This window comes from bacterium (assembly GCA_035370465.1).
Taxonomy (GTDB): domain Bacteria; phylum Ratteibacteria; class UBA8468; order B48-G9; family JAFGKM01; genus JAGGVW01.
The window spans coordinates 16,453-41,062 of record DAOOVW010000009.1 but is presented as its reverse complement, the minus strand read 5'-3'; the positions used below and the strand labels follow the sequence as shown (position 1 = coordinate 41,062).

General features: G+C 26.4%; 23 protein-coding genes. 2 read left to right on the top strand and 21 right to left on the bottom strand.

Annotation, left to right across the window (positions count from 1 at the left end):
* The 17 genes from asnB (PLW95_02440) to PLW95_02360 form a co-directional block, all read right to left on the bottom strand.
* Nucleotides 1-1,036: asparagine synthase (glutamine-hydrolyzing) (gene asnB / locus PLW95_02440; GenBank protein ID HOV21524.1), on the bottom strand; the 1,036-nt coding region annotated here is incomplete at its 3' end.
* On the bottom strand, nucleotides 1,005-2,519 hold the full coding sequence (locus PLW95_02435) for a hypothetical protein (GenBank protein ID HOV21523.1): 1,515 nt from the start codon (nucleotides 2,517-2,519) through the stop codon (nucleotides 1,005-1,007). The genes PLW95_02435 and asnB (PLW95_02440), both read right to left, overlap by 32 nt.
* 2 nt (nucleotides 2,520-2,521) lie before the next feature.
* Complete coding sequence (locus PLW95_02430; GenBank protein HOV21522.1) at nucleotides 2,522-3,628, bottom strand: glycosyltransferase; 1,107 nt, start codon at nucleotides 3,626-3,628, stop codon at nucleotides 2,522-2,524.
* Nucleotides 3,629-3,637: 9 nt separating this feature from the next.
* Entirely contained in the window at nucleotides 3,638-4,303 is a 666-nt protein-coding gene (locus PLW95_02425) for a nucleotidyl transferase AbiEii/AbiGii toxin family protein (protein HOV21521.1), read from the bottom strand.
* Nucleotides 4,291-4,878 carry a type IV toxin-antitoxin system AbiEi family antitoxin domain-containing protein gene (locus tag PLW95_02420; GenBank protein HOV21520.1) on the bottom strand — a complete coding sequence of 196 codons (588 nt, stop codon included), beginning with the start codon at nucleotides 4,876-4,878 and terminating at the stop codon, nucleotides 4,291-4,293. The genes PLW95_02425 and PLW95_02420 overlap by 13 nt, the downstream gene beginning before the upstream one ends.
* Before the next feature lie 100 nt (nucleotides 4,879-4,978).
* Nucleotides 4,979-6,115: a glycosyltransferase family 4 protein gene (locus tag PLW95_02415; protein ID HOV21519.1), complete on the bottom strand. Its 1,137-nt coding sequence runs from the start codon at nucleotides 6,113-6,115 to the stop codon at nucleotides 4,979-4,981.
* Complete coding sequence (locus PLW95_02410; protein HOV21518.1) at nucleotides 6,112-7,038, bottom strand: glycosyltransferase; 927 nt, start codon at nucleotides 7,036-7,038, stop codon at nucleotides 6,112-6,114. Before PLW95_02410 ends, PLW95_02415 begins: the two co-directional genes overlap by 4 nt.
* A complete protein-coding gene (locus tag PLW95_02405; protein HOV21517.1) occupies nucleotides 7,026-8,483 on the bottom strand; it encodes an oligosaccharide flippase family protein in 1,458 nt (485 codons plus the stop codon). Before PLW95_02405 ends, PLW95_02410 begins: the two co-directional genes overlap by 13 nt.
* Nucleotides 8,480-8,632, bottom strand: coding sequence for a glycosyltransferase (locus PLW95_02400; protein ID HOV21516.1), 153 nt, complete (start codon nucleotides 8,630-8,632; stop codon nucleotides 8,480-8,482). The genes PLW95_02405 and PLW95_02400 overlap by 4 nt, the downstream gene beginning before the upstream one ends.
* Nucleotides 8,633-8,642: 10 nt before the next feature.
* Nucleotides 8,643-8,780 (bottom strand): hypothetical protein, encoded by a 138-nt coding sequence (locus PLW95_02395; protein HOV21515.1) that lies wholly within the window; start codon nucleotides 8,778-8,780, stop codon nucleotides 8,643-8,645.
* Nucleotides 8,770-9,726 carry a class I SAM-dependent methyltransferase gene (locus tag PLW95_02390; GenBank protein ID HOV21514.1) on the bottom strand — a complete coding sequence of 319 codons (957 nt, stop codon included), beginning with the start codon at nucleotides 9,724-9,726 and terminating at the stop codon, nucleotides 8,770-8,772. Before PLW95_02390 ends, PLW95_02395 begins: the two co-directional genes overlap by 11 nt.
* Nucleotides 9,723-11,600 carry an asparagine synthase (glutamine-hydrolyzing) gene (gene asnB / locus PLW95_02385; protein HOV21513.1) on the bottom strand — a complete coding sequence of 626 codons (1,878 nt, stop codon included), beginning with the start codon at nucleotides 11,598-11,600 and terminating at the stop codon, nucleotides 9,723-9,725. The genes PLW95_02390 and asnB (PLW95_02385) overlap by 4 nt, the downstream gene beginning before the upstream one ends.
* 2 nt (nucleotides 11,601-11,602) lie before the next feature.
* Complete coding sequence (locus PLW95_02380) at nucleotides 11,603-12,775, bottom strand: glycosyltransferase family 4 protein (protein ID HOV21512.1); 1,173 nt, start codon at nucleotides 12,773-12,775, stop codon at nucleotides 11,603-11,605.
* Nucleotides 12,772-13,053, bottom strand: a complete 282-nt coding sequence (locus tag PLW95_02375) for a hypothetical protein (protein HOV21511.1) — start codon at nucleotides 13,051-13,053, stop codon at nucleotides 12,772-12,774. Before PLW95_02375 ends, PLW95_02380 begins: the two co-directional genes overlap by 4 nt.
* 27 nt (nucleotides 13,054-13,080) lie before the next feature.
* On the bottom strand, nucleotides 13,081-14,604 hold the full coding sequence (locus PLW95_02370) for a glycosyltransferase family 39 protein (GenBank protein ID HOV21510.1): 1,524 nt from the start codon (nucleotides 14,602-14,604) through the stop codon (nucleotides 13,081-13,083).
* 267 nt (nucleotides 14,605-14,871) lie between these two features.
* Nucleotides 14,872-15,858, bottom strand: coding sequence for a GDP-mannose 4,6-dehydratase (locus tag PLW95_02365; protein ID HOV21509.1), 987 nt, complete (start codon nucleotides 15,856-15,858; stop codon nucleotides 14,872-14,874).
* Nucleotides 15,855-16,784 carry an NAD-dependent epimerase/dehydratase family protein gene (locus tag PLW95_02360; protein ID HOV21508.1) on the bottom strand — a complete coding sequence of 310 codons (930 nt, stop codon included), beginning with the start codon at nucleotides 16,782-16,784 and terminating at the stop codon, nucleotides 15,855-15,857. The genes PLW95_02365 and PLW95_02360 overlap by 4 nt, the downstream gene beginning before the upstream one ends.
* A 316-nt stretch (nucleotides 16,785-17,100) precedes the next feature.
* Between PLW95_02360 and PLW95_02355 the strand changes: the two genes are divergently transcribed.
* The gene (locus PLW95_02355) at nucleotides 17,101-18,822 is read left to right on the top strand and encodes an ABC transporter ATP-binding protein (GenBank protein HOV21507.1); all 1,722 of its coding nucleotides are present in this window, start codon (nucleotides 17,101-17,103) and stop codon (nucleotides 18,820-18,822) included.
* The gene (locus tag PLW95_02350; protein ID HOV21506.1) at nucleotides 18,815-20,587 is read left to right on the top strand and encodes an ABC transporter ATP-binding protein; all 1,773 of its coding nucleotides are present in this window, start codon (nucleotides 18,815-18,817) and stop codon (nucleotides 20,585-20,587) included. Before PLW95_02355 ends, PLW95_02350 begins: the two co-directional genes overlap by 8 nt.
* On the opposite strand, the gene PLW95_02345 is transcribed toward PLW95_02350, so the two are convergent.
* From PLW95_02345 to eno, 4 genes are read right to left on the bottom strand one after another with little or no spacing between them, the layout of a single operon-like run.
* The gene (locus PLW95_02345) at nucleotides 20,567-21,724 is read right to left on the bottom strand and encodes an amidohydrolase (GenBank protein HOV21505.1); all 1,158 of its coding nucleotides are present in this window, start codon (nucleotides 21,722-21,724) and stop codon (nucleotides 20,567-20,569) included. The genes PLW95_02350 and PLW95_02345 overlap by 21 nt on opposite strands.
* Nucleotides 21,725-21,747: 23 nt before the next feature.
* On the bottom strand, nucleotides 21,748-23,010 hold the full coding sequence (serS, locus tag PLW95_02340) for a serine--tRNA ligase (GenBank protein HOV21504.1): 1,263 nt from the start codon (nucleotides 23,008-23,010) through the stop codon (nucleotides 21,748-21,750).
* 2 nt (nucleotides 23,011-23,012) lie between these two features.
* The gene (locus tag PLW95_02335) at nucleotides 23,013-23,276 is read right to left on the bottom strand and encodes a septum formation initiator family protein (protein HOV21503.1); all 264 of its coding nucleotides are present in this window, start codon (nucleotides 23,274-23,276) and stop codon (nucleotides 23,013-23,015) included.
* The gene (gene eno, locus PLW95_02330) at nucleotides 23,273-24,538 is read right to left on the bottom strand and encodes a phosphopyruvate hydratase (GenBank protein ID HOV21502.1); all 1,266 of its coding nucleotides are present in this window, start codon (nucleotides 24,536-24,538) and stop codon (nucleotides 23,273-23,275) included. The genes PLW95_02335 and eno overlap by 4 nt, the downstream gene beginning before the upstream one ends.
* Nucleotides 24,539-24,610 lie beyond the last annotated feature (72 nt).

Below are 24,610 nucleotides of genomic sequence, written 5' to 3'. Positions count from 1 at the left end.
CATAATAAGTTGGAATCATAGAAGAATCGGCAAAGGGTTCATTATAATGCCAGACAAGTTTTGGTAAGATATTGATAATATCTGGTTTTACAATAAATTCATGGTGTTGTGTTCCAAATTTCTTAGCAACAATTTTTGCATATTCTAATTCACTATATTCTTTCACATCAAAACCAACTGAAAATGTTTTTACAGGTATCTCACATATTTCACTCATAATTCCAACAATTGTTGAAGAATCAATTCCACCAGAAAGAAATGCACCAAGTGGAACATCTGAAATTAATCTTAATTTTGTTGCTTCTTTTAAATTTTCCCATAATAATTCCATATAATCGTTTTCATTTTTAAAATAATTTTTTTTTGTGAAATCAATATCCCAATATTTTTCAATTTTTATATTTCCATTTTTCCATATTAAATAACAGGCAGGGGGAATTTTCTTTATATCTTTGAAAATTGTATTTGGTGAGGGGATTGCCTGATAGGTAAGATAATCACTTAATGCTTCTAAATTTATTTCTTTTTTTATTTCTGGATATAACAGGATTGATTTAATTTCGGATGAAAAAACAATATCCTTTCCAACTAAACTATAAATTAGTGGCTTTTGTCCTAACCTATCTCTTACAAGAAACAATTGTTTTTCATTACTATCCCAAATTGCAAAAGCAAACATTCCTCTTAAATAATCAATACATTTTTCTTGCCTATCTTCATAAAGATGAACAATTACCTCATTATCTGAATTTGTTCTGAATTTATGCCCTTTTTTTTCAAGATTTTCTCTTAGTTCTTTAAAATTATATATCTCACCATTGCAGATAAGAACAATTTTTTTATCTTCATTAAAAAGTGGCTGTTTGCCTGTTTTTAGGTCAATTATACTCAATCTTTTATGACCAAGTCCTACATTTTCTTCTATAAAATATCCTTCCTCGTCAGGCCCTCTATAATTCATAAGGCAGGTCATTTCAAATAATAATTTTTCTTCTACTTTTCCTTCATTTTTTATTATTCCACATATTGCACACATTTTTTTTATTTTGGTATATTACATAGCCATTTAATTCTTTAATCCTTTTGTAATTATTTAATAAAAATTCATATATTTTATAATATTTATCAACTGAATAATATGGTATGCCAATAGAACTACATTTTGTAGCATCTATAAAATATTTTGGATTATTTCTTTTTATATCAAAAATAAATAATTCTTCGGCATTTGGAAATTGCTGTATTTTGTGAATATCGTAAAAAACAATTCCAATAACTGGGTCAAACCATGCTTTAAATTTTGTTCCAGGGTCTCTTTTAGACAGAAGATATAATTTAGGATTATGTCCCCAAATAACTATTTTATCTTCAGGAGAAGTATTTTTATTTAAGAATTCTAAAATTTCACTGTTTGATTTAATTTCATATTCTTTTGTCCATTTTTTCTCACTTAAAAATTCTATCCATTTTTTGTAAAAATCAATTCCATTCCAATAAAAAAATCCTTGAAGAATAGAGAAAATTATGAAAATATTGAGAATGTTTTTCAATTGAAATTTTTGAGAAAAAACAATATTGAAATATCCTATTAAAGAAATAATAAATAAAAAAGGAAATAATAATCTATAATGGTGTGGAAAAGGGAGACCATGCAATGCACCCCATAAAGCAGTAAATATTAAAAAAAGAATTATATAAATTTCCTCTCTATTTTTGTTTTTTTTAATAATTTCGTATATCCCAAAAACTGTAAAAAATGGAATTAATAAAAAGATTCTTCCTAACATAGGAAAAATAAAATAGCACTCTTTTAAAGTAGGTACTGTTCTGGAAAGAAAAACAGGGTATTTAATAGCCCATAGTAAAAAATCATGGAATATATGATACTTAAAAATATAAAGGAGAAAAAATAATAAGGGAACTATTGAAGCAAAAACAAAAAGAGATATTTTTTTAATACTTTTTGATTTGTAATAGATTAAAAATATAAGTAATAATATAAGAAAAATGCCAAATGGTTTAAATAAAACAATTATACCTGATAATAAGCCAATAACAAAAATTGGAATTATCTTATTGGGAAAGAGTAAAAAAATATAAAAAATAATAAGTAAAAGGAAACTTATAAATGGTTCACCACCTATTGTCATATTTCCTGGATAAAACAAGGAAAGAAATACTGGATAGAAAAATCCATAAATTGCCAAATTTTTAAGTTTTAATTTAACTAAAACTTTATAAATTAGAATTGACTCTATAAAAAGCAGTAAAAACAGTGTTAAATGAAAAAGGAAAGTATAATTTTCAGGTGAAATTTTTATAAAAAAAAGACAAATCAAAGTCATGATGGGTCCTTTATTTTCAAAAACATCCCTATATAGTACATTACCTTTAAAAACTGAAAGAGCATTCAGAAAATATGCCGGTTCGTCAACATTAGAAAAATAGGGGAAAATATAAGGTATCCAGATTAAAAAAGTCAAAAGAATAGCAGAAAAAATTATTATTTTATTTTTCATTTTTAATTTTTCCCTATTTTAAAACTTGAATATATTTTCTCATACTCTTTTATTTTCACAATTAAATCAAATTTTTCTTTTACGATTTTATAACCAGATTCTCCCATTTTTTCTCTTTCACCTGAATTTTTATAAAGAAATAATATCTTTTCAATCAAGTGTTTTTTATCTCCATATTCAATAAGAAAACCATTTACATTATTTTGGATTATTTCTTTACATCCACCTACATTTGTTGAAATAACTGCCTTTTTTAATGCCATACCTTCAAGTATTAAATTTGGCATACCTTCCCATTTTGAAGTTAAAACTACTAAATCAGAAATTTTAATAATACTTAAAATATCCCTTCTATAATCTGTAAAAATAACATTATCCTCAAGTTTCAAATATTTAGTTATATTAAAAAGGTTCTCTTTTTCTTCACCCTCCCCTACTATTAAAATTTTTAATTTAGTCATTTGCTTTTTTAATTCAGGAACAATAGAAAGAAAAAAATCAATTGACTTTTCCTTACATAATCTTCCTCCTGTAAGAATAACAAAATCATCATCTTGTATTCCGAATTCTTCTTTAATTTCTTTTTTCTCTTTAACTTTTTCTATCTCCTGTAAGTTCACTCCATTTTCAATTACAATAAACTTATCAGAAGGTAATTTTGTTTTCTTTAAATAATGATTTCTCACTTCTTCTGAAACGCATATAATTTTATCTGTAAATTTTCCAAGTATTTTATCAATTAAAAAATGATAACTCTTTTTCCATAGGTCAATACTTCTTTCAGAAACAATTTTAACAGGGATTTTACAAATAATTCCAGCAAGGCGCCCCCATGTATTTGCAGTGAACATAAAAGTGTGTAAAATATCTACTTTTTCTTTTTTCAAAATAGGCACAAGTTTTAAAAAGAAAAGGGGGTCTATTTTCCACCTTTTACCAACAATTTTTAATGAACATATTTCTTTAAAATCATATTCTAAAATTCCTCCTCTTAAAGCAATAACAACAGGAGAAAACATAGTTTTATCAAGATTCTTAACAAGGTAATAAAGTTGTTTTTCTGCTCCTCCAACTTTCAGAGTTCCTATAACATAACATATTTTTTTCATTTTTATAATTTAAGTAATAAGGATTTTCATCAATTCCATCTTTAAAATATAAAAATTTTTTTTCAAATAATAATTTCTTACCTCTCTTTCAATAATCGACCCAAGTTTTATTTTATAATCATTTTCTTTCAATTTTTCTATTTCTTTTAGAAGTAATTTTGCTTGCTTTACATTTAAGTTAATTGGAATTCCTCTCTTAAAAAGAAATTCTATATCAAAACAATCTCTTATTTCTTTCCTGCTTAAAAAACTTTCTATTTTAAATTTCATCATATCATTGAGGTCTATTGAATTTAGAAGAACCTGAATATTAGAAAATTTTGAAAATGCAATTGCTTTTTCATATTTAATTTTTTTAATTTCTTTTCTAATTTCAATTTTTAAATTTCTATGATATTCGGAAGAACTAATTTCAAAAAGAATTGTGGAGAATTTATTGGCACAATCTTTAATAATATATTTTTCTTCTAGAAAATTTTTCAAGTCCAAAAAAAATTTATCAAATTTTATTTTTTTAATTATCCAGAAATCAAGATCAACTGAAAATCTATTCAATCCATAACACAATCTTAACATTGTTTCACCTACAAATATCATTTTATCTAAATACTTTTTACTATTCAGATATTCAAGTACTTCTATTTCAAATTTTTCTTGCTGTATTAACTCTTCCATATTTTTATAAATATTTTATTTGTTTTTTCTGGATATATTTTAAGAATTTTTTCAATTTTATTTTTTTTAAGTTTTCTTAAATCGACTGATGAAACATCAAACTTATATTTTCCAAGAGAAGTAAGGTAAAGAATATCAACAAATGCCTTTTCTTTTTCTGCAATAAAAATTTTATCTTTTTTAAAAAATCCAAAATAAAATTTTCGGTTTATCTTGTAATAATGAAATTCAGTTTGCTCTATACTAAAACATATACTTCTCTTCAAAGATATACTTTCATAAAACCTTCTTTGGACCTGTGTAGTTATCTGATGATAATATAAACCAGTCATTAAAGAAATATAAGATGGAACTTGGAATATATTTGCAATATTAAAATATTCTTCAATAGAAAGAGTTTCCCATTTTTCTCTTAAAATGTATAAATCCCTTTTCAATCTTATAATTAGTCCCTTTTTAGAATATCTTGAACAAAGAACTCTTGCCGATTCTTTTTTTATTCCAAGATATTCAGCGATTTCGTTTGTTGTAAAATAAATTTTTTCTTTAAGTTCTCTAATCTTTATATATTTCATTTTCGGTATATAAAATTAACATTTTTGTTAATTATACATCCTTAGAAACAAAAATTCAAATAAACATTTTCTCCCAAAAGATTTTTAAAACCCTTCTCTTTTAATTTTGTTTAATTATACTTTTTGATATTAAGTTATTATAAAGAGCAATGTATTTCTCAACAATTTTATCAATAGAATAATTTTCAACTATTTTTCTTCTGTTCTCTTCCCCCATTTTTCTTGCCAAGTTTTCATCTTTTAAAATTTTTTCAAGTGCCTTTGCTAATTCTTCTGAATTTTCTGGTTCTACTAAAAATCCATTTATACCATTTTCAATTATATCAATATTGCCACTTACCTTTGTTGCAACAACTGGAAGTCCTGTTGCCATACTCTCAAGCAGTGCATTTGAAAACCCTTCTGAAATAGAAGGAAGAACAAAAACATCTGCAACTTGTAAAAAAGGGACTACATCTTGTTTAAAACCAGTAAAAACTACTCTGTCAGTAATACAATTCGTTTTTACAAATTCATTAAGTTCTGTTTCCAAATATCCTTTACCAACAATATAAAGAAGTGTATTTTTAAAAATATCATTTTTAATTGCTTTAAGTAAAATTTTTAATCCTTTTTCTTCTGAAAGTCGTCCTATAAATACCAGAATTTTTTTCTTTTTTATACCAATTTTTTCTTTAAGAATTTCTTTATTATCAGGAGGTCTAAATTTTTTAATATCTACTCCATTTGGGATAATTTCTATTTTTTTAGGATCAAACTTTTCTTCTAATAGTTCTTTTTTCATACATTCAGTTAGTGTAATGTATTTATCTGCTTTTCTCAATATATATAGGAGAATTTGATGAAATTTAATTTTTTTGAGTGTTTGAATATCTCCATATTTTCCTGTACCAGCAATCCGACATATTACTTTTTTTCCCAATATTTTTGAAATAAAAATTGAAATAAAAGCGCTGTGTTTAAGGAAAAATACTAAAATTACTTTATATTGTCTCATTGTCAAAAATAGATAAGTAGTAAGGAAGAAATAATAAAAAAGCGTTCCTATATATTTTATGTTAGGTGAAAATAATTCAATAACAATAATCTCATTCCATATTTTTTTTCTAAATATCCTCTTGCCAGAAGTAATAATTTTAATTTTCTTTTCTTTTTTATAAAATTTTTCTGCAAGAGTTTGTGCAACCTTTTCAGTTCCCCCTTTTCCCCAAAAATCTCTAATAATAAAATAAATCATTTTAAAACCCTCTGTTTTAAAGAAAGTAAAAACTTACCAAATTTACCTAAAAAAGAAAGTAAAAATAAAGATATTCCTTTTATATTTTTCTTATATGTAATTGCTTTATAAAACGTTTTTTGTGCCTGATTAAATTTCCCATTTTCAAAATATTCTTTTCCTAACAAAATAAAAAGATTTGATTTCTTCTCTTTTATTGTTTTAGTCCCAAGAATTTTGGTAAGTTCTGGATATTTCTTTAACCATTTATCTAAAATTTTAATATTTTCTTCCCACATTTTTATTTTGTTTCTTGATAGACCTTTTTCCGATATTTGATAGTATAATAGTGGACTATCAACATAATAAAAATTTGTATATAAACTTAATCTAAAAAACAAATCATAATCCTCACCTATTTTAATATCTGGGTCAAAAAGTCCTGTTTTTTTTAATATTTCTTTATTCATTATCACCGATGATGTACATATAAAATTTTGCAAAAATAATTTTTTAGTAACTTTATTAGAGTAAGGATAATTAAATTGAGAAAACTTCCCGAGAATTTTACCCCTTTCAGTAACTATAAAAACATCTGTATAAATAAGTCCAACATTATAATTTTCCATAAATTTTGATAATTGAACTTGTAATTTTTCAGGTTTCCATACATCATCGCAGTCTAAAAAAGCAATATAATCGCCATTAGATATTTCAATACCTTTATTTCTTGCTATACTCACACCTGAATTTTTCTGATAAAGATATTTTACTTTTTCATTTAAATATCTTTTGACAATTTCACTTGTTTTATCAGTAGAACCGTCATCAATAACTATCAACTCCCAATATTTATATGTCTGTGCTAATACACTTCTGATTGCTCTTTCTATAAATCTCTCTCCATTGTAAACTGGGAGTATAATACTTACTAATTGTTCCATTTCAAAAGTATCTCTTTAAAAAAAAGTTTCTCATCTTGTGTAGTGAATTTAAAAAATAAAAGGGAGAAAACTGTTATTCCTACACAAATATATAATATCATCCAAAATGGAGTGTAAAATAAAATTTGTAAAATTACGATTAAAATGACGGAGAAAAAAGAAATTAAAAAAGATTTTTTTATATTTTCCCAATCGAATTTTAATATTAATAATTTTTTACCAATATAATATGCGAAAAAAACAGAAGTAAATAAAGAAATAAATTTACCACAACTAATTCCAAGAATATTAAATTTTCTTATTAAAGTTAACGGAAGTAAAATATTTATACACGCCTTAAACAATTCTACTTTTGTAGTTTCAATTGGCTTACTACAAACAAAAATAGTTCCTCTCAAAAGTAGATAAAAACCATTAAAAATCATACCTAAACTAAGAATTATTAAAATAGGTAATCCACTTAAATATTTTCCTTTCCCATAAATATCCAATAGGAAATAGGAAATAGAAATCATAAAAAGGCAAGTTGGTATTAAAATAAAAGATAAATACCTTGTTGATTTATAGAAAATTTTTTCTAATGTTTCTTTTCCATTTTTTTTCATTTCAACCATTTTAGGAGATAAAGGAGTAAGAATAGAAGTAATAAAAATTTCAAGATAGTCAATAAATCTCCTTACAACATAATAAGTAGCAATTAAGGAAGGGGAAAGAAAAATGCTTACTATAAGAGAATCAGCATGATTTGCTCCATATCCAATATATCCATTTAGATAAAAAGGAAATGAAAATTTAAGAATTTTTTTGAAATTGTGTTCTTTAATTTTTTTAAATAGGTATTGTTTTGTTAAAAATATCATACAAATTGAAATTATAAATTGTCCTGTTATAAGTCCTATTAAATATCCTTCAATTCCACTTGAAAAATAGAGAAAAAGAGCATATATTCTAACAAAAACATTGTTCATTATTTGAAGTAAACTTATTTCTGTAAACTTTTGAAATGCAGTTAAATTATGAAAAGATGTTTCATATAATTTATTGGTAAAAATTGAAAACGAGATTATTTTTATTAAATTAGAATAGGATGGACTTTTAAAAAAAATGCTTGAAATTTGAGATGAAAAAAGAAAAGTAAAAAAAACAAAAAAAATAGAAGCAAAAATTACCAATATATAAGCAATTTGTAAGATTTCAGAAACATTTTCATTTTCTTCTTTTGATAAATGTTCAGGTATCAATTTTACACTTGTTGCATGCATCCCGAAGCCAATAATGACAGCAGAGATATTTGTTATAACTCCCATAATTGCAATAGTAGCCATCTCAATTTTTGAAAAAGTTCTTGTAATAATTAAAAAATAGAAAATACCAAATATGATATTTATGAATTCAGCAGATACGAGTTTTGCACTTGATTTTGCAACTTTTATTGATTCTCTCATAGAATTTTCTCGTAAACAGTTTTTAATTTTTTTGCACTTTCTATCCAGTTATAATTCTTAATAATTTTTTCTTTATTGGCTTTTCCAATTTTTTCTCTTAAATTATTATTTTTTATAAAAAATTCCACTTTTTCTATAAATTCTTCTATATTTCCTGAATTATATAAATAACCATTTATTCCAGCATCCTACATCTAAAATTTTTTTCCCTTTTAGGGATGTATAAATTTTTATATATTCTATCCATGGTAGTGACAAACGCGATTTAATATATTTGTTTTCTCTTTTAGTTATCATTTTTTACCCCAATAATGAGAATCATGTGTCCAAAAATATGTCTAAAGATATTCAATATATTTTTTTCTAATAAATTTTTGCTCTTTTCCCATGAGAGAAGTTTATAAAATCGTTTAGCAAGAATAAAATAAAATTTTCTTTTTTTTATTGATTTATTATTAATTTTTTTTGAATTTTCTATTCTTTTTATTTTATACAGGTTTTCTTTACTTTTACTTAAAATAAACTTTTTATATAATTTTTGAAATAATTTTATTTCTAAAATACCGGGTAAAACTGAATAAGGAGTCCAGAGAATAATATTAAATTGAGATTTTTTGAGGAGTTTTCTTATTTCTGATAAAGAAAAATAATATTGAAAAAAACTATATTTTTTCTCCTCTTTATAAAGTTTTCTCCTGTAAAACACTATATTTTTTTCTTCTACATTAGTTAAAACATAACTTTCTTTTCCCATTAATTTAAAAATAAAAAAATCTTTTATCAACCTATATAAATTTAAAAAGGGAACACTTATAATAACTATTCCATTATCCCTTAAAACTCTATTTGCTTCTTTCAGTGCTTTTAAACAACCTGATTCTATATGTTCTAATACACCAAGAGAGATATATACATCAAAATAATTATCTGAGAATGGTAATGCTTCGCAATCAGATATTTCAACATCCAAAGATGGATTATAAATTTTTAACCGCCTGATTGCTTCCTTTGAAAAGTCAATTCCATATATATTAAATCCCTCGCTTTTTAGCCATATTAAATATCCACCTAATCCACAACCAACATCAAGAATTTTTCCTTGAGAAGGTAAGAAAATTTTTATAATATCAGCAATGGGAGAATTTTTTGCTTCATAAATTTCTTTTTCTATTTCAGCAGTATTCCATTTTTCATCCCAGATTTCTATTTGGTCTTTAAATTTTAATAAATATTCTTTTCTCATTTTTTAAAATAGATTCTATACCATAATTCAAGTGTATAAAGACGCAAGATTTGTAATGATGTTTTTGTCTCTGGCATTTTAGAAAATAGCATTTCAATGTATTCTCTTGAAAAAAAATTGTTTTTTACCCACCATCCATTTAGAACCTCTGCTTTTATTTTTTCACCAAATTTTTCAACAATTAATTTTTCCCATTTAATGTCTGTCCCAAAAGCAAGTTTCTTTGCATATAATAAATTCTTTGGCAATTTTTTTTCCATTGTTTTTTTGAAAATATACTTACATCCTTTTGGCGTAAACCCTTTAACTTTATATTCTAATGGAAGGGAAAAGGCAAATTCAATTATTTTCTGGTCTAAAAAAGGAGATTTGATTTCTACTGTATTTGCCATTCCATCAAGATTGGGCTGAATTGTTAACCCAAAGGCATAAGTTAGCATTAAAGCAGTATAACTATAAGCGGTTATTAAATCAGTTTTTCCTTCTGCTTCAGAAAAATATTCTTTAGCAAGCAATCCATAGTTTTTATTAATTTTAGGAAAATTTTTCTTGAATAGTCCAAAAGTATTTTCTTCAAACTTTTTGTTTATTCCTTCGGATAACTTAATGGAAAACGGTTTCTTTAAGTTTTCTATTCTTATTTGAATATTTTTAGGGAGAAGAAATTTAGGAAATATATTCAAGATTTCATCAGGAACATATTTAGCAATCCCATTAACAATACTTTTTATTTTCAAATCAACTCCGCTTGAATATCCCCAGAAAATCTCATCTGGCCCGTTTCCACTTAAAGTTAATGATATACCCTTCTCTTTTATAAATTTTGTAAGAAAATATGTATATAACCCAGTTATACAAACATAAGGTTCATCATGGTTTATTACCAGTTGTGGAATATTTTCAATTAAATCTTCATCTGTTAACAAAACTTCATAATGTTCCGTCCTAAACATTTCGGAAATTTCTCTTGCTCTTAAAAATTCCTGATTTAGTTTTTCTTTATTTTTAAATCCAATTGTAAAAGTTTTAATATGTGAAAGGTAATTACTCATAAAAGCAACAATACCACTTGAATCAACTCCCCCAGAAAGTAATGCTCCAACTGGTATATTATTTCTCAATCTTATTTTAACAGATTCATCAATTAAGTTATAAAGTTCATCAATAATTTCTTTTTCCTTCTTTTTTGTTTTATTTATAAAATCAGGAGTCCAATATTTCTTTTCTGTTAATTTGTTCCCTTCAATCATAAAGTAAGTTGCAGGGAGCATTTTATAAATATTTTTAAAAGAAGTATAGGGCCAAGGAATCCACCATTCATAGGCAAATAAATAATTTATCCCTTCAAAATTTATTTCTTTTTCATATTCGGGAAATTCAAGAAGTGCTTTTATTTCAGAAGCAAAAACAAATTTTCCATCCTTATTGATATAATATAATGTTTTTTGTCCTATTTTATCAGTTGCAATAAATAATCTTTTTTTTCTTTCATCCCATATAGCAATTACAAACATACCTCTTAAAAATTGTAGACATTCTCCTTCATAATCCTCATAAAGATGAATTATCACTTCTTCATCACTTTTTGTTGAAAATTTATGCCCTTTTTTAATCAAAAATTCCCTTAGTTCAACATAGTTATATATTTCTCCATCTAAAACAATCCAAATTGTTTCATTTTCATTACTTATTGGTTGTTCTCTACTTTCGTATCCAATCATAAATTGTTTGTGCCCAAAACCTATGTTTCTATTTAAATAGTATCCTTCTTTATCAGTCCCTCTATGTTTTAATTTATCAGACATTTTTTTAAGTATTTTTTTATCTACTATTTTTTTTTCATCAAAATTATAAATTCCACAAATGCTACCCATTTTTACCTCTTGATTAATTTTTCGTATAAAAAGGCAACTTTTTTAAAAACTTCTTCATCATTAAAATTTTTAACCTTTTTGACTGAATTTTCTGCTTTTTCTTTATATTCTTCTTGCTTCATACTTAATAATTTTTCAATCCCTTCTTTTATTTCGTCTACATTCAATGGATTAACAATAACCCCATTACTCTCATCAACAAGATAAGTACAGGAAGGATGCTTTGAAGTTAAAACAGGAAGTCCTGTTGCCATCCCTTCAATTAGTGCATTTGGTAATGCTTCATATAAAGAGGGTAAAAGCAAAAAATCACCTTTCATATACCATAATGGCATTTCTGTTCTTGGAACTCTTCCAATAAACTCAACATTTTTTTCTATTCCCAATTTTTTTGTTAACTCCTTATAATATCCGAGTTTTCCCCCATAATCTCCAAGAACAAATAATTTACTTTTTTCCCTTAGTTCTGACTTTATTTTACTATATGCAACTAAAAGACGATAAAAATTTTTTTGTGGGTCAAAAAATCTTCCAGCAAAAATCAATGTTTTTTCTTCCTTTTCGTTAAAAGTTCTTTTCTTTCCAACTTCAATAAATTTTTCTAGATCAAGAGGGTTTGGTATATAAACAACTTTTTTATTTCCATGTTTTTTAGCATATTCAATAAGAAAAGGACTTACTACAATTACAAAATCAGAAAACTTTATTGTGAGTTTTTCAAGAAAATGCCACATTATTCTTTTTGTTTTTCCTTTCAGTTTAAACATATAATCATAATCGTTATGCAAAGAAATAATATAAGGTTTTTTTGTAATTTTAGATGCAATAAGACCAATAAAAGCTAAATTAGAAATACCATACCCCCTTACAAGTTGAATTTTCTCTATTTTTATAATTTTTATAATTTTTATACCTCTCAAAAGATGTCTTGATAATGTTCTAATAACTCTCCAGGGGTAAAATAATGTTTTTTTGAATTGTTTTTCACAAAAAGGATGAATAATTAAAGTACCGATTTTTCTGGTTTGATATTTATAACAATCCTCAAATGAAATAATATGTGTTTCAAATTTAAGCAAAGGATTAAAGTATTTTTCTATGCACTCTTTTCCTCTATTCAAAAGATAATCTGAGAATGGGTCATTACAAATAATACAGATTTTTTCTTTTTTCATCTCGCTATAACTAATAAACTTGTATCTGAAAACTTATTAAAAAATCTAATATAATTAAAGAGCACATAAGGGAATAATATCGGAAATTTTTGTTTATTTTTTATGACTGTATTGCCATATCCAAAAGAATAAAATTCCTCATACAAGGAACTTTTATAAGATAAAGGATAAAAAAATTCAAGAGTACAAATTCTACATTTATATAAAGTAAATTCTCCATATTTTTCTTCCATTTCTACTTCATTTTTTTTACAAACCGGGCAGATTACATTTTCCATTTGTTTATTTTGTCTTAAATAATGTTATCATTTTAGGATATCATTTAAAAATTTCCTTGCTGGTTCGTAATCAGGACTTATTTCAAGTGTTTTTTCTAAATAATAAAAACATTTATCAATATCTTTTAGTTCATAATAAACACAAGCAAGTAGATAACTGCTTTTAGGGTCATCAGGCAAAATTTCATTATATTTTTTACTTTCTTTTTTTGCTTTTTTAATATTTCCATTTTTTAAATCGTTCTGTATATTTTTTACACTTAAAAGTGCAAAAATTTTTTTACTTTCATCTGGAATGAGTGGTCCTGGTGTTATATCAAAAAAATAAGCAAAAATTAAAATAAAAAAACAGGTTAGAAATGGTAAAAACAATTTTTTTTCTCTAAAGATTTTTTCATAAACCCAGATAAAAAAATAAGAACATAAAACAATAAAACAACTTACAGCAGGCAATCTATATCTATCTGTAATGAAAAAAAGAACCACCCATAGAACATTAAAAAATGTAAATGTAATTAAAAAGTAATATTTCTTAAAGTTCTTAAAAAGTATAAAAAAGGCAAAGACACCAACAGGAACAACAAATCCAAATTTTATAAAAGCTAGCTTTAAAAATGGAATAACTTTTTCTACAAGGTACACATTCATATTTTGTGGCCATTCATAACTTGTAAAAAATAGGTATAATTTTGTTAAGAATAATTTCCAGAAAGGCAATGAAAACACACTTAAAACCTCTCCCTTTGGATAATAAAAAAGTCCTATTGAATCAGAACTATTACCAATTGCCCAATTTATAGGACCATTAAAACATATTGGAACAAACTTATGTTCAACAATAAAATTTCTTATAGTAACTGGTAAAATTGTAATACCTGAAACAAAAATAATAAGAAAAAAAGTAATAAGTGCTTGCTTTTGATGAGATAAGTTCAGTGGTAATAGTTTTTTATCCTTTAAATAGAATAGTCCAAAAAATAAAAAAGGGAGATAAATTCCTATTGTTGGTTTAGATAAAGCACAAAAGCCCAAAATAATTCCTGTAATTATCCATCTTTTAAATGTCGGTTTTTCAAGGGACCATATAAGTAAAAAGAAAAAAAGAGTGTAAAGAAATAGTATAATTCCATCGCTTAAAATTGAGATAGAATAAACAATAAATGTTTTGTAAAAACACCCAAGAAAAGATGAAATAAGACCAACTTTTTCTCCAAAAAGTTTTTTACCTATTAGATATAAAAGATAACATGTTCCTGTATCAATAACTGCTTGAAAAATTAAAATAATCAGGATATTTCCACTGCTTAAAAGGTAAAAAAGGGAAAGTAAATATGGATAAAATGGTGCCATATAAAATACTTTTCCATCAACATAAAATGGATGTTTTAAAATTGTTTCAGCCCATAATATAAATGTCTTCTGGTCATGCTTATCCATCAAGTATGGATTAAAGAATGCAGTATCTTTGAAAAAATAAAGATAAACTAATCTTATAATAAATCCTGAAAAAAGTATTAAAAAAAGAAGAGTATTTTCTTTTTTTCTATTCATTTGTTTTTTTCTGCAAAGTTAATATTCACTTAATATTTCAGTGAACCACATAGGCACAAAGCGCGTATTTTAGCGTCCGCTACGCTTTGTGGCGGATTAAATAGATATTTTCCCCTCACCCACTATCCTCTCCCCAAGGGGAGAGGGTTTAAAAAGAGTGCCTTTTTAAAATATTTTTTTATTTTTCCTCTGTGTCTTTATACCTAAAATTAGTATCATCCTCTAAGATTTTTGGATTTTGTGCCTTTTATAGCATTTTGCCACTTGCTATTTTTCAGGCAATACAGTTGCCTGAATATTTTTATAATAATTAACTACATCTTTAATAATATCTTCTAATGAATATTTAATTTTGAAATCAATTATTTTTTTTATTTTTGATGTATCAGGAACTCTTCTTTCCATATCTTCAAAACCAGATGTATAAATTTTTTCTGGACTTATAAATTTAATTTCGGATTTACTACCTGTAATTTCTTTTATTTTAAAAGATAGGTCTTTAATTTTTACTTCTTCATCACTTCCAACATTAAAAACATCTCCATATGCTTCTTTTTTTTCTATCAGTTTTAGAAGTGTTTCAACTACATCTTTTACAGAAATAAAACATCTTGTTTGATTTCCATCTCCAAAAACTGTAATTACTTCATTTTTCAACGCCTGCTTAACAAATTTAGGAATTACCATTCCATATTTATCTGTCTGTCTTGAACCAACTGTATTAAATAACCTTACAATTATAACTGATAAATTTTGTTCCTCGTTGTAAGCAAATGCAAGGAATTCATCAATTGCTTTTGAACAGGCATAACTCCATCTTTTCTTTTTTGTAGAACCAATTACAATATCTGTTTCTTCATTAAAAGGAACATTTTTATTCTTTCCATAAATTTCTGATGTTGAAGTTATCAAAACCTTTTTGTTATATTTTACACAACTTTTTAAAACATTATGTGTTCCCAAAATATTTATAATTAAAGAATCAATGGGATTTTCCATTACCCTTTTTACCCCAACAACAGAAGCGAGATGAAAAACAAAATCGCTCCTTCTAACAAGTTCTTCTGTTATATGCTCGTTTAGTATTGTATCAATAAAAATATGAAAATTTTCATTTCTTAAAAAATCTTTTACATTCAAAAGTGAACCAGTTGATAGGTCATCTAAAACAAAAATTTCACTATTTCTTTTAAGCAATTCTTCAACTATGTGTGAACCAATAAAGCCAGCCCCGCCTGTTATTAGATATTTCATTGTTCAAAATTTCCTTTAAACCATTTATATGTTTTCTCAATGCCTTTTTCAATCATTATATCTGGTTCCCACCCAACTTTTTTTATTATTTTATCGATTTTCAAACAACTTCTTTTTATATCCCCTGTTTTTTCATCTTTATATATAGCTTTTATATTTTTTCCACTGATTTTTTTTAAACAATTAAAAATTTTATTAACACTTGTTTCTTTATTAGTTCCAACATTAAAAACACCTTTAACATTTTTCTTAAAGCACATCAAATTTGCTTTAACAACATCTTCAATAAAAACAAAATCTCTTGTTTGGTTTCCATCTCCATAAATTGTACAAATTTCTTCCTTTAAAATTTTACCAATAAAAATTGCAATAACACCTGCTTCTGAATAAGGATTTTGTCTTGGACCATAAACATTTCCGTATCTTAAAGCAACATATTCAAGGTTGTTAAAATATGAATAATAATGGAGAAATTTTTCAACTCCTAATTTTGAAATTCCATATGGACAAAGAGGAAAAGGAATTATTTTTTCAGAAGTAGGAATAGTTTTTGTATCTCCGTAAATTGCCCCTCCTGTTGAGGAGAAAATAAATTTTCTTCCTTTTCCATATTTTAAAAAATTTGTAATAATATTTAATGTCCCATTTATATTTACATCAATATCAAAAAATGGCTCCTCAACTGATTTCCTGACATTAATCTGTGCTGCAAAATGAAAAATAGCATCAAATCTCTCTTCTTTGAAAATATCAGAAATTTTTTTATCTCTTATGTCAATATTAAAAAACTTTGCCTTTTTATTTATGTTTTGTTTATTTCCAGTTGATAAATTATCTATTATAAAAACATTATTGCCCTCTTCAATAAGTTTATCAACAGTATGACTACCAATAAAACCAGCACCGCCTGTTACAAGTACTTTCATCTTTCTCCTTTAAAAATATTGGTACTGTCGAAATTACCTTTGTTTTTTCTCCTTCTAAAATCCATCCCACCCTTCCTTTTTTAAAGGAAGGAGCAAGTTTTCCTCTTAATAAAAGGAGGTAGTGAGGATTTCACCTTTTTAGTTTATGTCCTTGCTACACTCCTTTCTACCTTTCAGACAATCTGTGTTATCCAAAGGATCATTTGAAACTGATTATTTAAAATAATATTTAAAAATAATTTTAATCTATTTTATATTTTAAAAGAAATTAGTAAAATGGTAAAATAAAAACCACTTTTTAAAAATTCTTATTAAAATGAAAAAATTGACTAAATTCTTAAAGCCGTATAAAAAATTCGTTATTTTAGCACCTCTTTTTATGATATTAGAAGTTGTCTGTGACCTTTATCAACCTACTCTTCTTGCGAAACTTGTTGATGAGGGAGTTATAAAGGGAAATGTTGATTTGATTTTAAAAACATCTATTTTAATGTTTTTTATAGCACTAATTGGATTGGTTGGCGGAATTTTATGTACAATATATGCATCTTTTGCCAGTCAAAATTTTGGGTGTGATTTAAGAGAAGAACTTTTCAAAAAAATTGCTTATTCTCCTATACATTCGTTAAATAAATTACCAACTTCATCATTAATTACGCGTCTTACAAATGATGTTTCGCAATTACAACAACTTATTATGATGTTATTAAGAATTGTTATCAGGGCTCCTCTCCTTTTCTTTGGTGGATTAGTTATGGCTATTTATCTAAATCCTAAACTTTCACTTATATTTTTGTTTCTTATACCAGCAACAATGCTCATATATTTTAAGGTAATTAGAAAAAGTTTCCCGCTTTTTAGAAAAGTCCAGAGTAAAATAGATGAATTAAACAGAGTAATAATTGAAAATCTTTCTGGTATAAGGTTGGTAAGAATTTTTATGAGAAAGGACTATGAAGAAGGAAGATTTGACAGAACAAATAATGAGTTAGTGGAAACTATCAGACAATCATTTTTTTATTCATTGGCAGCAGGACCACTATTTATGCTGATTCTTAATTACGGTATTGTTGGTGTGTTATGGTTTGGCGGGATTCTTGTAAGAAGTAATGCAATGCAGGTAGGAGAAATAATTGCCTATATAAACTATTTAATGAGAATTTTAAGGTCATTATTGATGATAGCAAATATTTTAACTTTTATATCAAGGGCATCTGCTTCTGCAGAAAGAGTAAATGAGATATTAGAAATTAAAGAAAAAGAAGAAAATATAAAAAATGGGAATGACTTAAAAAGAGGTGATATTATTTTTAAAAATGTTTTATTTAGTTATAATGGGAAAGAAGTTTTAAAAGATATTTCTTTTCATATAAAAAATGAAGAGACCATAGGAATTACAGGAACAACAAGTTCTGGAAAATCAACCATAATAAATTTACTTTTGAAGTTTTATTCTCCTAAAAAAGGAGAAATTTTAATTGATGGAGTTAACATACAGGAAATTCCATCCAATAAGATAAGGGAAAAAATTTCAGTTGTTTTTCAAAATGTATCTCTTTTTTCTGGAACAATAAAAGAAAATATTTTATGGGGAAATGAAAAAGTTGATGAAAAAGAACTTATAAAGGTATCGGAAATATGCAGAGTAGATGAATTTGTGAGAAATTTTCCTGATGGATATGAAACATTTATAGGGGCAAGAGGAGTAAATCTTTCAGGAGGACAGAAACAAAGAATTACAATTGCAAGAGCAGTTATAAAAAAACCATTAATTCTTATTCTTGATGGTGCTACAAGTGCAATTGATATGATAAATGAACAAAAAATACTACAGGGTATAAAAGAATATTTAAGTAAAACTACTTTTATAATTATATCCCAAAGAATAAGTTCACTTATAAAAAGTGATAGAATTTTTGTAATAGACGAAGGGAAAATTATAAATCAGGGAAATCATACTCAACTTCTTAAAATGAGTCAATTTTATAGAGAGATGGCTGAAATACAAATAGGTAGGGAGGAAATTAAAAATGCCTAATGGTTTTCATCATCATGGATATAGAAAGTATGAAAAAGTAGAGATGAAAGATGCAAAAAAAATAATAAAATTATTTATTAGATATATTAAACCATATAAATTTCTATTTTTACTTGTATTTTTCCTTGTTCTGTTGACTTCATCTGTTGAAATTATTAGCCCTTATCTTATTGGAAAAGCAATTGATAGTTATATTATGCCAAAGAATTTTAATGGTTTTTTAAATTTTATTATAATCTGTCTTACTATTTATGGTTTAAACTCTGCTATAAGTTTTTTTCATGGCTTTTTTATGCTGAAAACATCACAGAGTATTGTATATAGTATAAGGAAGGACTTATTCAGTAAAATTCAGACAATACCATTAGAAGTTATAGACACAAGACCACACGGAGATATAGTTAGTAGGATTACAAATGATGTTGATTCTATAAGTAATATTCTCAGTAATAGCATTATCCATATACTTATGAGCTTATTTATTTTTTGTGGGATATTTATTGTTATGCTGAGAATAAATGTTATTTTAACATTGGTAATTTTAATTTTTATTCCATTTACTTTATTCACAACAAGAATTATAGGAAGAAAAGCCAGAAATTATTTTTATCAGAACCAGATATTACTTGGAAAAATTAATTCTGTAATAGAAGAAGATATACCTGGATTGGAAGTTATAAAAGCATTTAACAGAGAAGAAAAAGAAATTGAAAAGTTCAGTGATTTTAATAATGATTTTAAAAAAATAGGAATAAAAGCACAAATATATGCTGGGATAGTTGGACCTTTTATGAATTTTATAAATAATATCAACCTTGTAATAATTGGAGGAATAGGTGGATATTTTGCTATAAAAAATCTCATAACTATTGGTTCAATAGCAGTTTTTATAACATATGCAAGACAGTTTTCCAGACCATTAAATTCACTTGCAGAAGAGTTTAACCAGATTCAAATAGCACTTGCCAGTGGGACAAGAGTAAAAGAAATTCTTGAGACAGAGGAAGAAATTGAAGATGGAGAAATTGAACTTTTAAATGTAAAAGGAGAAATTGAATTTAAAAATGTTTATTTTTCATATGTTAAAGATATTTTAGTTCTTAAAAATGTAAATTTCCATATAAATCCGGGAGAAGTTGCTGCTCTTGTTGGACCAACAGGAGCAGGAAAAACAACAATAGTAAATCTTTTAGCAAGATTCTATGAAGTTGATAAAGGACAAATTTTACTTGATGGAATTGATATAAGAAAAATAAAAAAAAGTTGTTTAAGAAATATGCTTGCTGTTGTTCTTCAAGATGCATATATATTTTCAGAAACAATAAAGGAAAATATAAGATATGGAAAACCAACTGCAAATGATGAAGAAATAGAAAATGCTGCTAAAATTTCTAATGCAGAAAAGTTTATTCTTTCTTTACCTTCTGGATATGAAACAATTATATCAGAGGAAAGAAGTTTATTAAGTCAAGGACAGAGACAATTGTTAGCAATTGCAAGGACTATTCTTTCAGAGCCAAAAATTTTAATTCTTGACGAAGCAATGAGTAATGTTGACCCAACAACCGAAAAATATGTTCAAAGAGCAATAACAAATCTTATAAAAGGTAAAACATGCATAATAATTGCTCACAGATTAAGCACAATTAAAAATGCAGATATAATTATTGTTGTTGAAAATGGGCAAGTAGTTGAACAGGGAACACATAAGGAATTGATTGAAAAAAAAGGATATTACTATTCCTTAACAGCAGGGGTTATTTAGGTTTATCAATATTGTGGTTAAATATTCAACTGCAAAAGGCAAAATTCTCTCATCTATTTTAAATGATGAGTTATGATTTTGACCACATTTTTCTCCCATCCCTATAAACATATAACAAGAAGGTATTTTTTGTGAATAAAATGCAAAGTCCTCTCCCCCCATTATTGGATGAAATTCACATAAACTTTCTGGATAATATTTTTGTGTAATTTTTATTATTTTCTCAGAGAGAGATTCATCATTTACATTAACAGGGGAATGTTTGTTATATTCAACTTCGTATTTACAGCCAAATAAAGAACAAATTTTTTCTGTTATTTTTTCTATTTCGTCCTTTATTTTATCCCTAATATCTTCTGATAATGTTCTTACAGTTCCTATAATTTCAACTTCATCTGGAATTACATTAAAAACAAACCCACCTGAAATTTTTCCAAACGAAACAACACAGGGAACAACAGGGTCTATTTTTCTACTAACAATTGTCTGTAAAGAAGTAATGAGATAACCAGCACAGGTAATTGGGTCATTTGTTAAATGTGGACGAGAACCATGTCCCCCTTTTCCATTTATTTTTATTTTAAAAGAATCGGCATTTGCCATAACAGGACCTTTTCCAATCCATAATTTTTTAAATGGGAGAAAAGAAAAAAGGTGATAACCAATTATCAAGTTCACATCATCAATAACACCTTCTTCTATCATTTGTTTTGCACCACTTGGAGGTGCTTCTTCACTTGGCTGGAAAATAAATTTAAAATTTATTCCTAAATCATCTTCCATTTCAGATAGAACTTTTGCAATACCAAGTAAAATTGCTATATGTCCATCATGACCACAGGCATGCATATAACCTTTATTTTTTGATTTATAGGGAAGTGATGTTTTTTCTTCTACGGGTAAAGCATCAATATCACTTCTTATTCCAATTGTTTTTTTACCTTTTCCTTTTAAATAGCCAACAACTCCTGTTTTGGCTTTTACCTGGTAAGGAATTTTAAATTTTTTTAAAAGAGATTGTATTTTTTCAGATGTTCTGAATTCCTGAAATCCAATTTCAGGATACTGGTGAAAATATCTATACCAACTAATAATATCTTTTTCAATTTCTTTAACTTTGTTTTTTAAATCTTCCATTTTAATATTTCTCCTTTTCTGTTTTATCCACAGGGAATTTTGTTTATTCCAACATAAGGTCTTAATACTTCTGGAATTATAACTTCTCCTTTTTCTGTCTGATAATTTTCAAGTATACCTATTATTGTTCTAGGAAATGCAATGCCTGACCCATTTAATGTATGGACATAATCGGTTTTTCCATCTCTTCTTTTATATTTTATATTACCTCTTCTTGCCTGAAAACCCTCAAAATTTGAACATGAAGACACTTCAAGATATTTTTTTATTCCAGGTGCCCATATTTCTATATCATAACATTTACTTGCAGAAAAACTTAATTCTCCTGTACATAATTTTATAACTCTATATGGTAAACCAAGAAGTTGAACTATTTTTTCTGCTTCAGCAAGTAATGTTTCCAATTCTTCATAAGAATTTTCTGGTTTTACGAATTTTACAAGTTCAACTTTATCAAATTGATGAACCCTTATAAGTCCCTTTGTTTCTCTTCCATAAGCCCCTGCTTCTCTTCTAAAACATGGAGTATAGGATACATAATATTTTGGCAATTGGTCTTCGGGTATTGTCTCATTTTTATGTAGATTTGTAACTGGAACTTCGGCAGTAGGAATTAAAAATAGGTCATCACTTTTTATATAATACATATCTTCTTCTAATTTTGGAAGTTGTCCTGTATTGAACAAACTATCTCTATTGACAAGTACAGGAACCCACACTTCTTTAAACCCGCTTTTTTTATGCACATCAATCATAAAGTTAATCATTCCACGAACAAGAAGAGCCCCTTCATTTTTAAAAACAGGGAAAAAACTTCCTGTAATTTTTGCTCCTCGTTGAAAATCAAGAATGTTTAGTTTTTCTCCTATTTCCCAGTGTGGTAAAACTTCTTTCTCTTTTATATCACCCCATTGTTTAATTACAACATTATCTTTCTCCCCTTTCCCTTCTGGAACAGAAACATGCGGAATATTTGGTATTGTAGCAACAATTTTATTTAGTGCTTCTTCAATATCTCTCAATTTTTTTTCACTTTCCCTTATTTCATCTGAATATTTTCTTGCCTGATTTATCAATGGCTCAATACTGTTCTTATCATCTTTTCTTGTACTGATTTTTTCAGTTATATCGTTTTGCCATCTTTTTCTCTCCTCTACAAAAGATATTATTCTTTTTCTTTCATTGTCAAGTTCTTCAAATTTTTCCCAATTAACTTTTTCTCTTTTTGCCTCTGCTGCTTTTTTCAAAATATCAGTATTTTCTCTTATAAATTTTAAACTATACATTCTCACTCCTTAATTCTATATACTATTTCTCCCTCTTTAATTAAACCATAATTTTCTCTTAAAAGTTTTTCAATATAGTAAGGGTCATTTTCAATTTTTTCAATTTTTTCTTTTAGAATCTTATTTTCCGTTTCCAATTTTACAATTTCATCCTGATAATAATGTAATTTCTTTATAGAAGAAAGAAGAAGAGTTATTCTTGGAATACTTAAAATTACAAAAGTTATTAAAATCAATATAAGATAAATTTTTCTTCTTTTTTTCATTTTTTAATCAGGTGTTTTCCATAATATTCACTACCATTCCCAAGTATTTCTTCAATTCTTAAAAGTTGATTATATTTGGATAACCTTTCTGACCTGCTTAAAGACCCTGATTTTATTTGTCCAGCATTTGTTCCAACAGCAAGGTCCGCAATAAATGAATCTTCTGTTTCGCCACTTCTATGCGAAATTATTGTTTTATACCCATTTCTCTTTGCCATCTCAATTGTTTGTAATGTTTCAGTAAGCGTCCCTATTTGATTTACTTTTATTAAAATAGCATTCCCAATTTTCTTTTCAATTCCCTTTTTAAATATTTTTGGGTTTGTAACAAAAATGTCATCTCCAACTAATTGTATTTTACTTCCTAATTTTTCGGTTAAAATTGCCCAACCATCCCAGTCGTTTTCAGCAAGACCGTCTTCTATTGAATAAATTGGGTATTTACTGATAATTTTCTCATAAAATGAAATAAGATATTCAGAGTCAACTTTTTTCCCTTCAAAGTTATATTTACCGTTTTCATAAAGTGAAGAAGCAGCAACATCAAGTGCTATATATATATCTTCTCCTGGTTTATATCCACCTTTTTCAATACTTTTAAGTATTAATTCTATTCCCTCTTCATTTTTATCCAAATCAGGTGCAAATCCACCTTCATCACCAACACCGGTTGAATAATTTTTTTCTTTTAATATCTTTTTAAGGTACTGAAATGTTTCTGCAACCATTCTATAACCATCACTAAAACTATCTGCACCAATTGGAGATATCATAAATTCCTGGATATCTAAATTATTATCTGCATGCATTCCACCATTTATAACATTACAAAGTGGAACTGGCATGGTATTTGCAACAACACCACCTAAATAAAAGAATAAAGGGACTCCTAAACATTCTGCTGATGCCTTTGCAACTGCTAAACTTACTCCTAAAATTGCATTTGCTCCTAATTTTGATTTATTTTCTGTCCCATCAAGTTCAATTAGTGTTTTATCTATTTCTCTCTGATGAAATACACACATACCTTCAATTTTTGGTGCAATAACTTCATTTACATTTTTTACTGCCTTTGAAACGCCTTTTCCAAGAAATTCTTTTCCGCCATCTCTTAGTTCAAGTGCTTCTCTTTCACCAGTTGAAGCACCAGAAGGAACTGCTGCTCTCCCAACTGTTCCATCTTCAAGAACTACTTCAACCTCTATTGTTGGATTTCCTCTTGAATCAAGAATCTGTCTACCATGAATTTTTACTATTTCCATTTGTTTCTCCTCCTTTTCTTATTGGTACTGCCAAAATTAGCTAAGAGCTTTTATAATGCCTTTCTTTGTCTT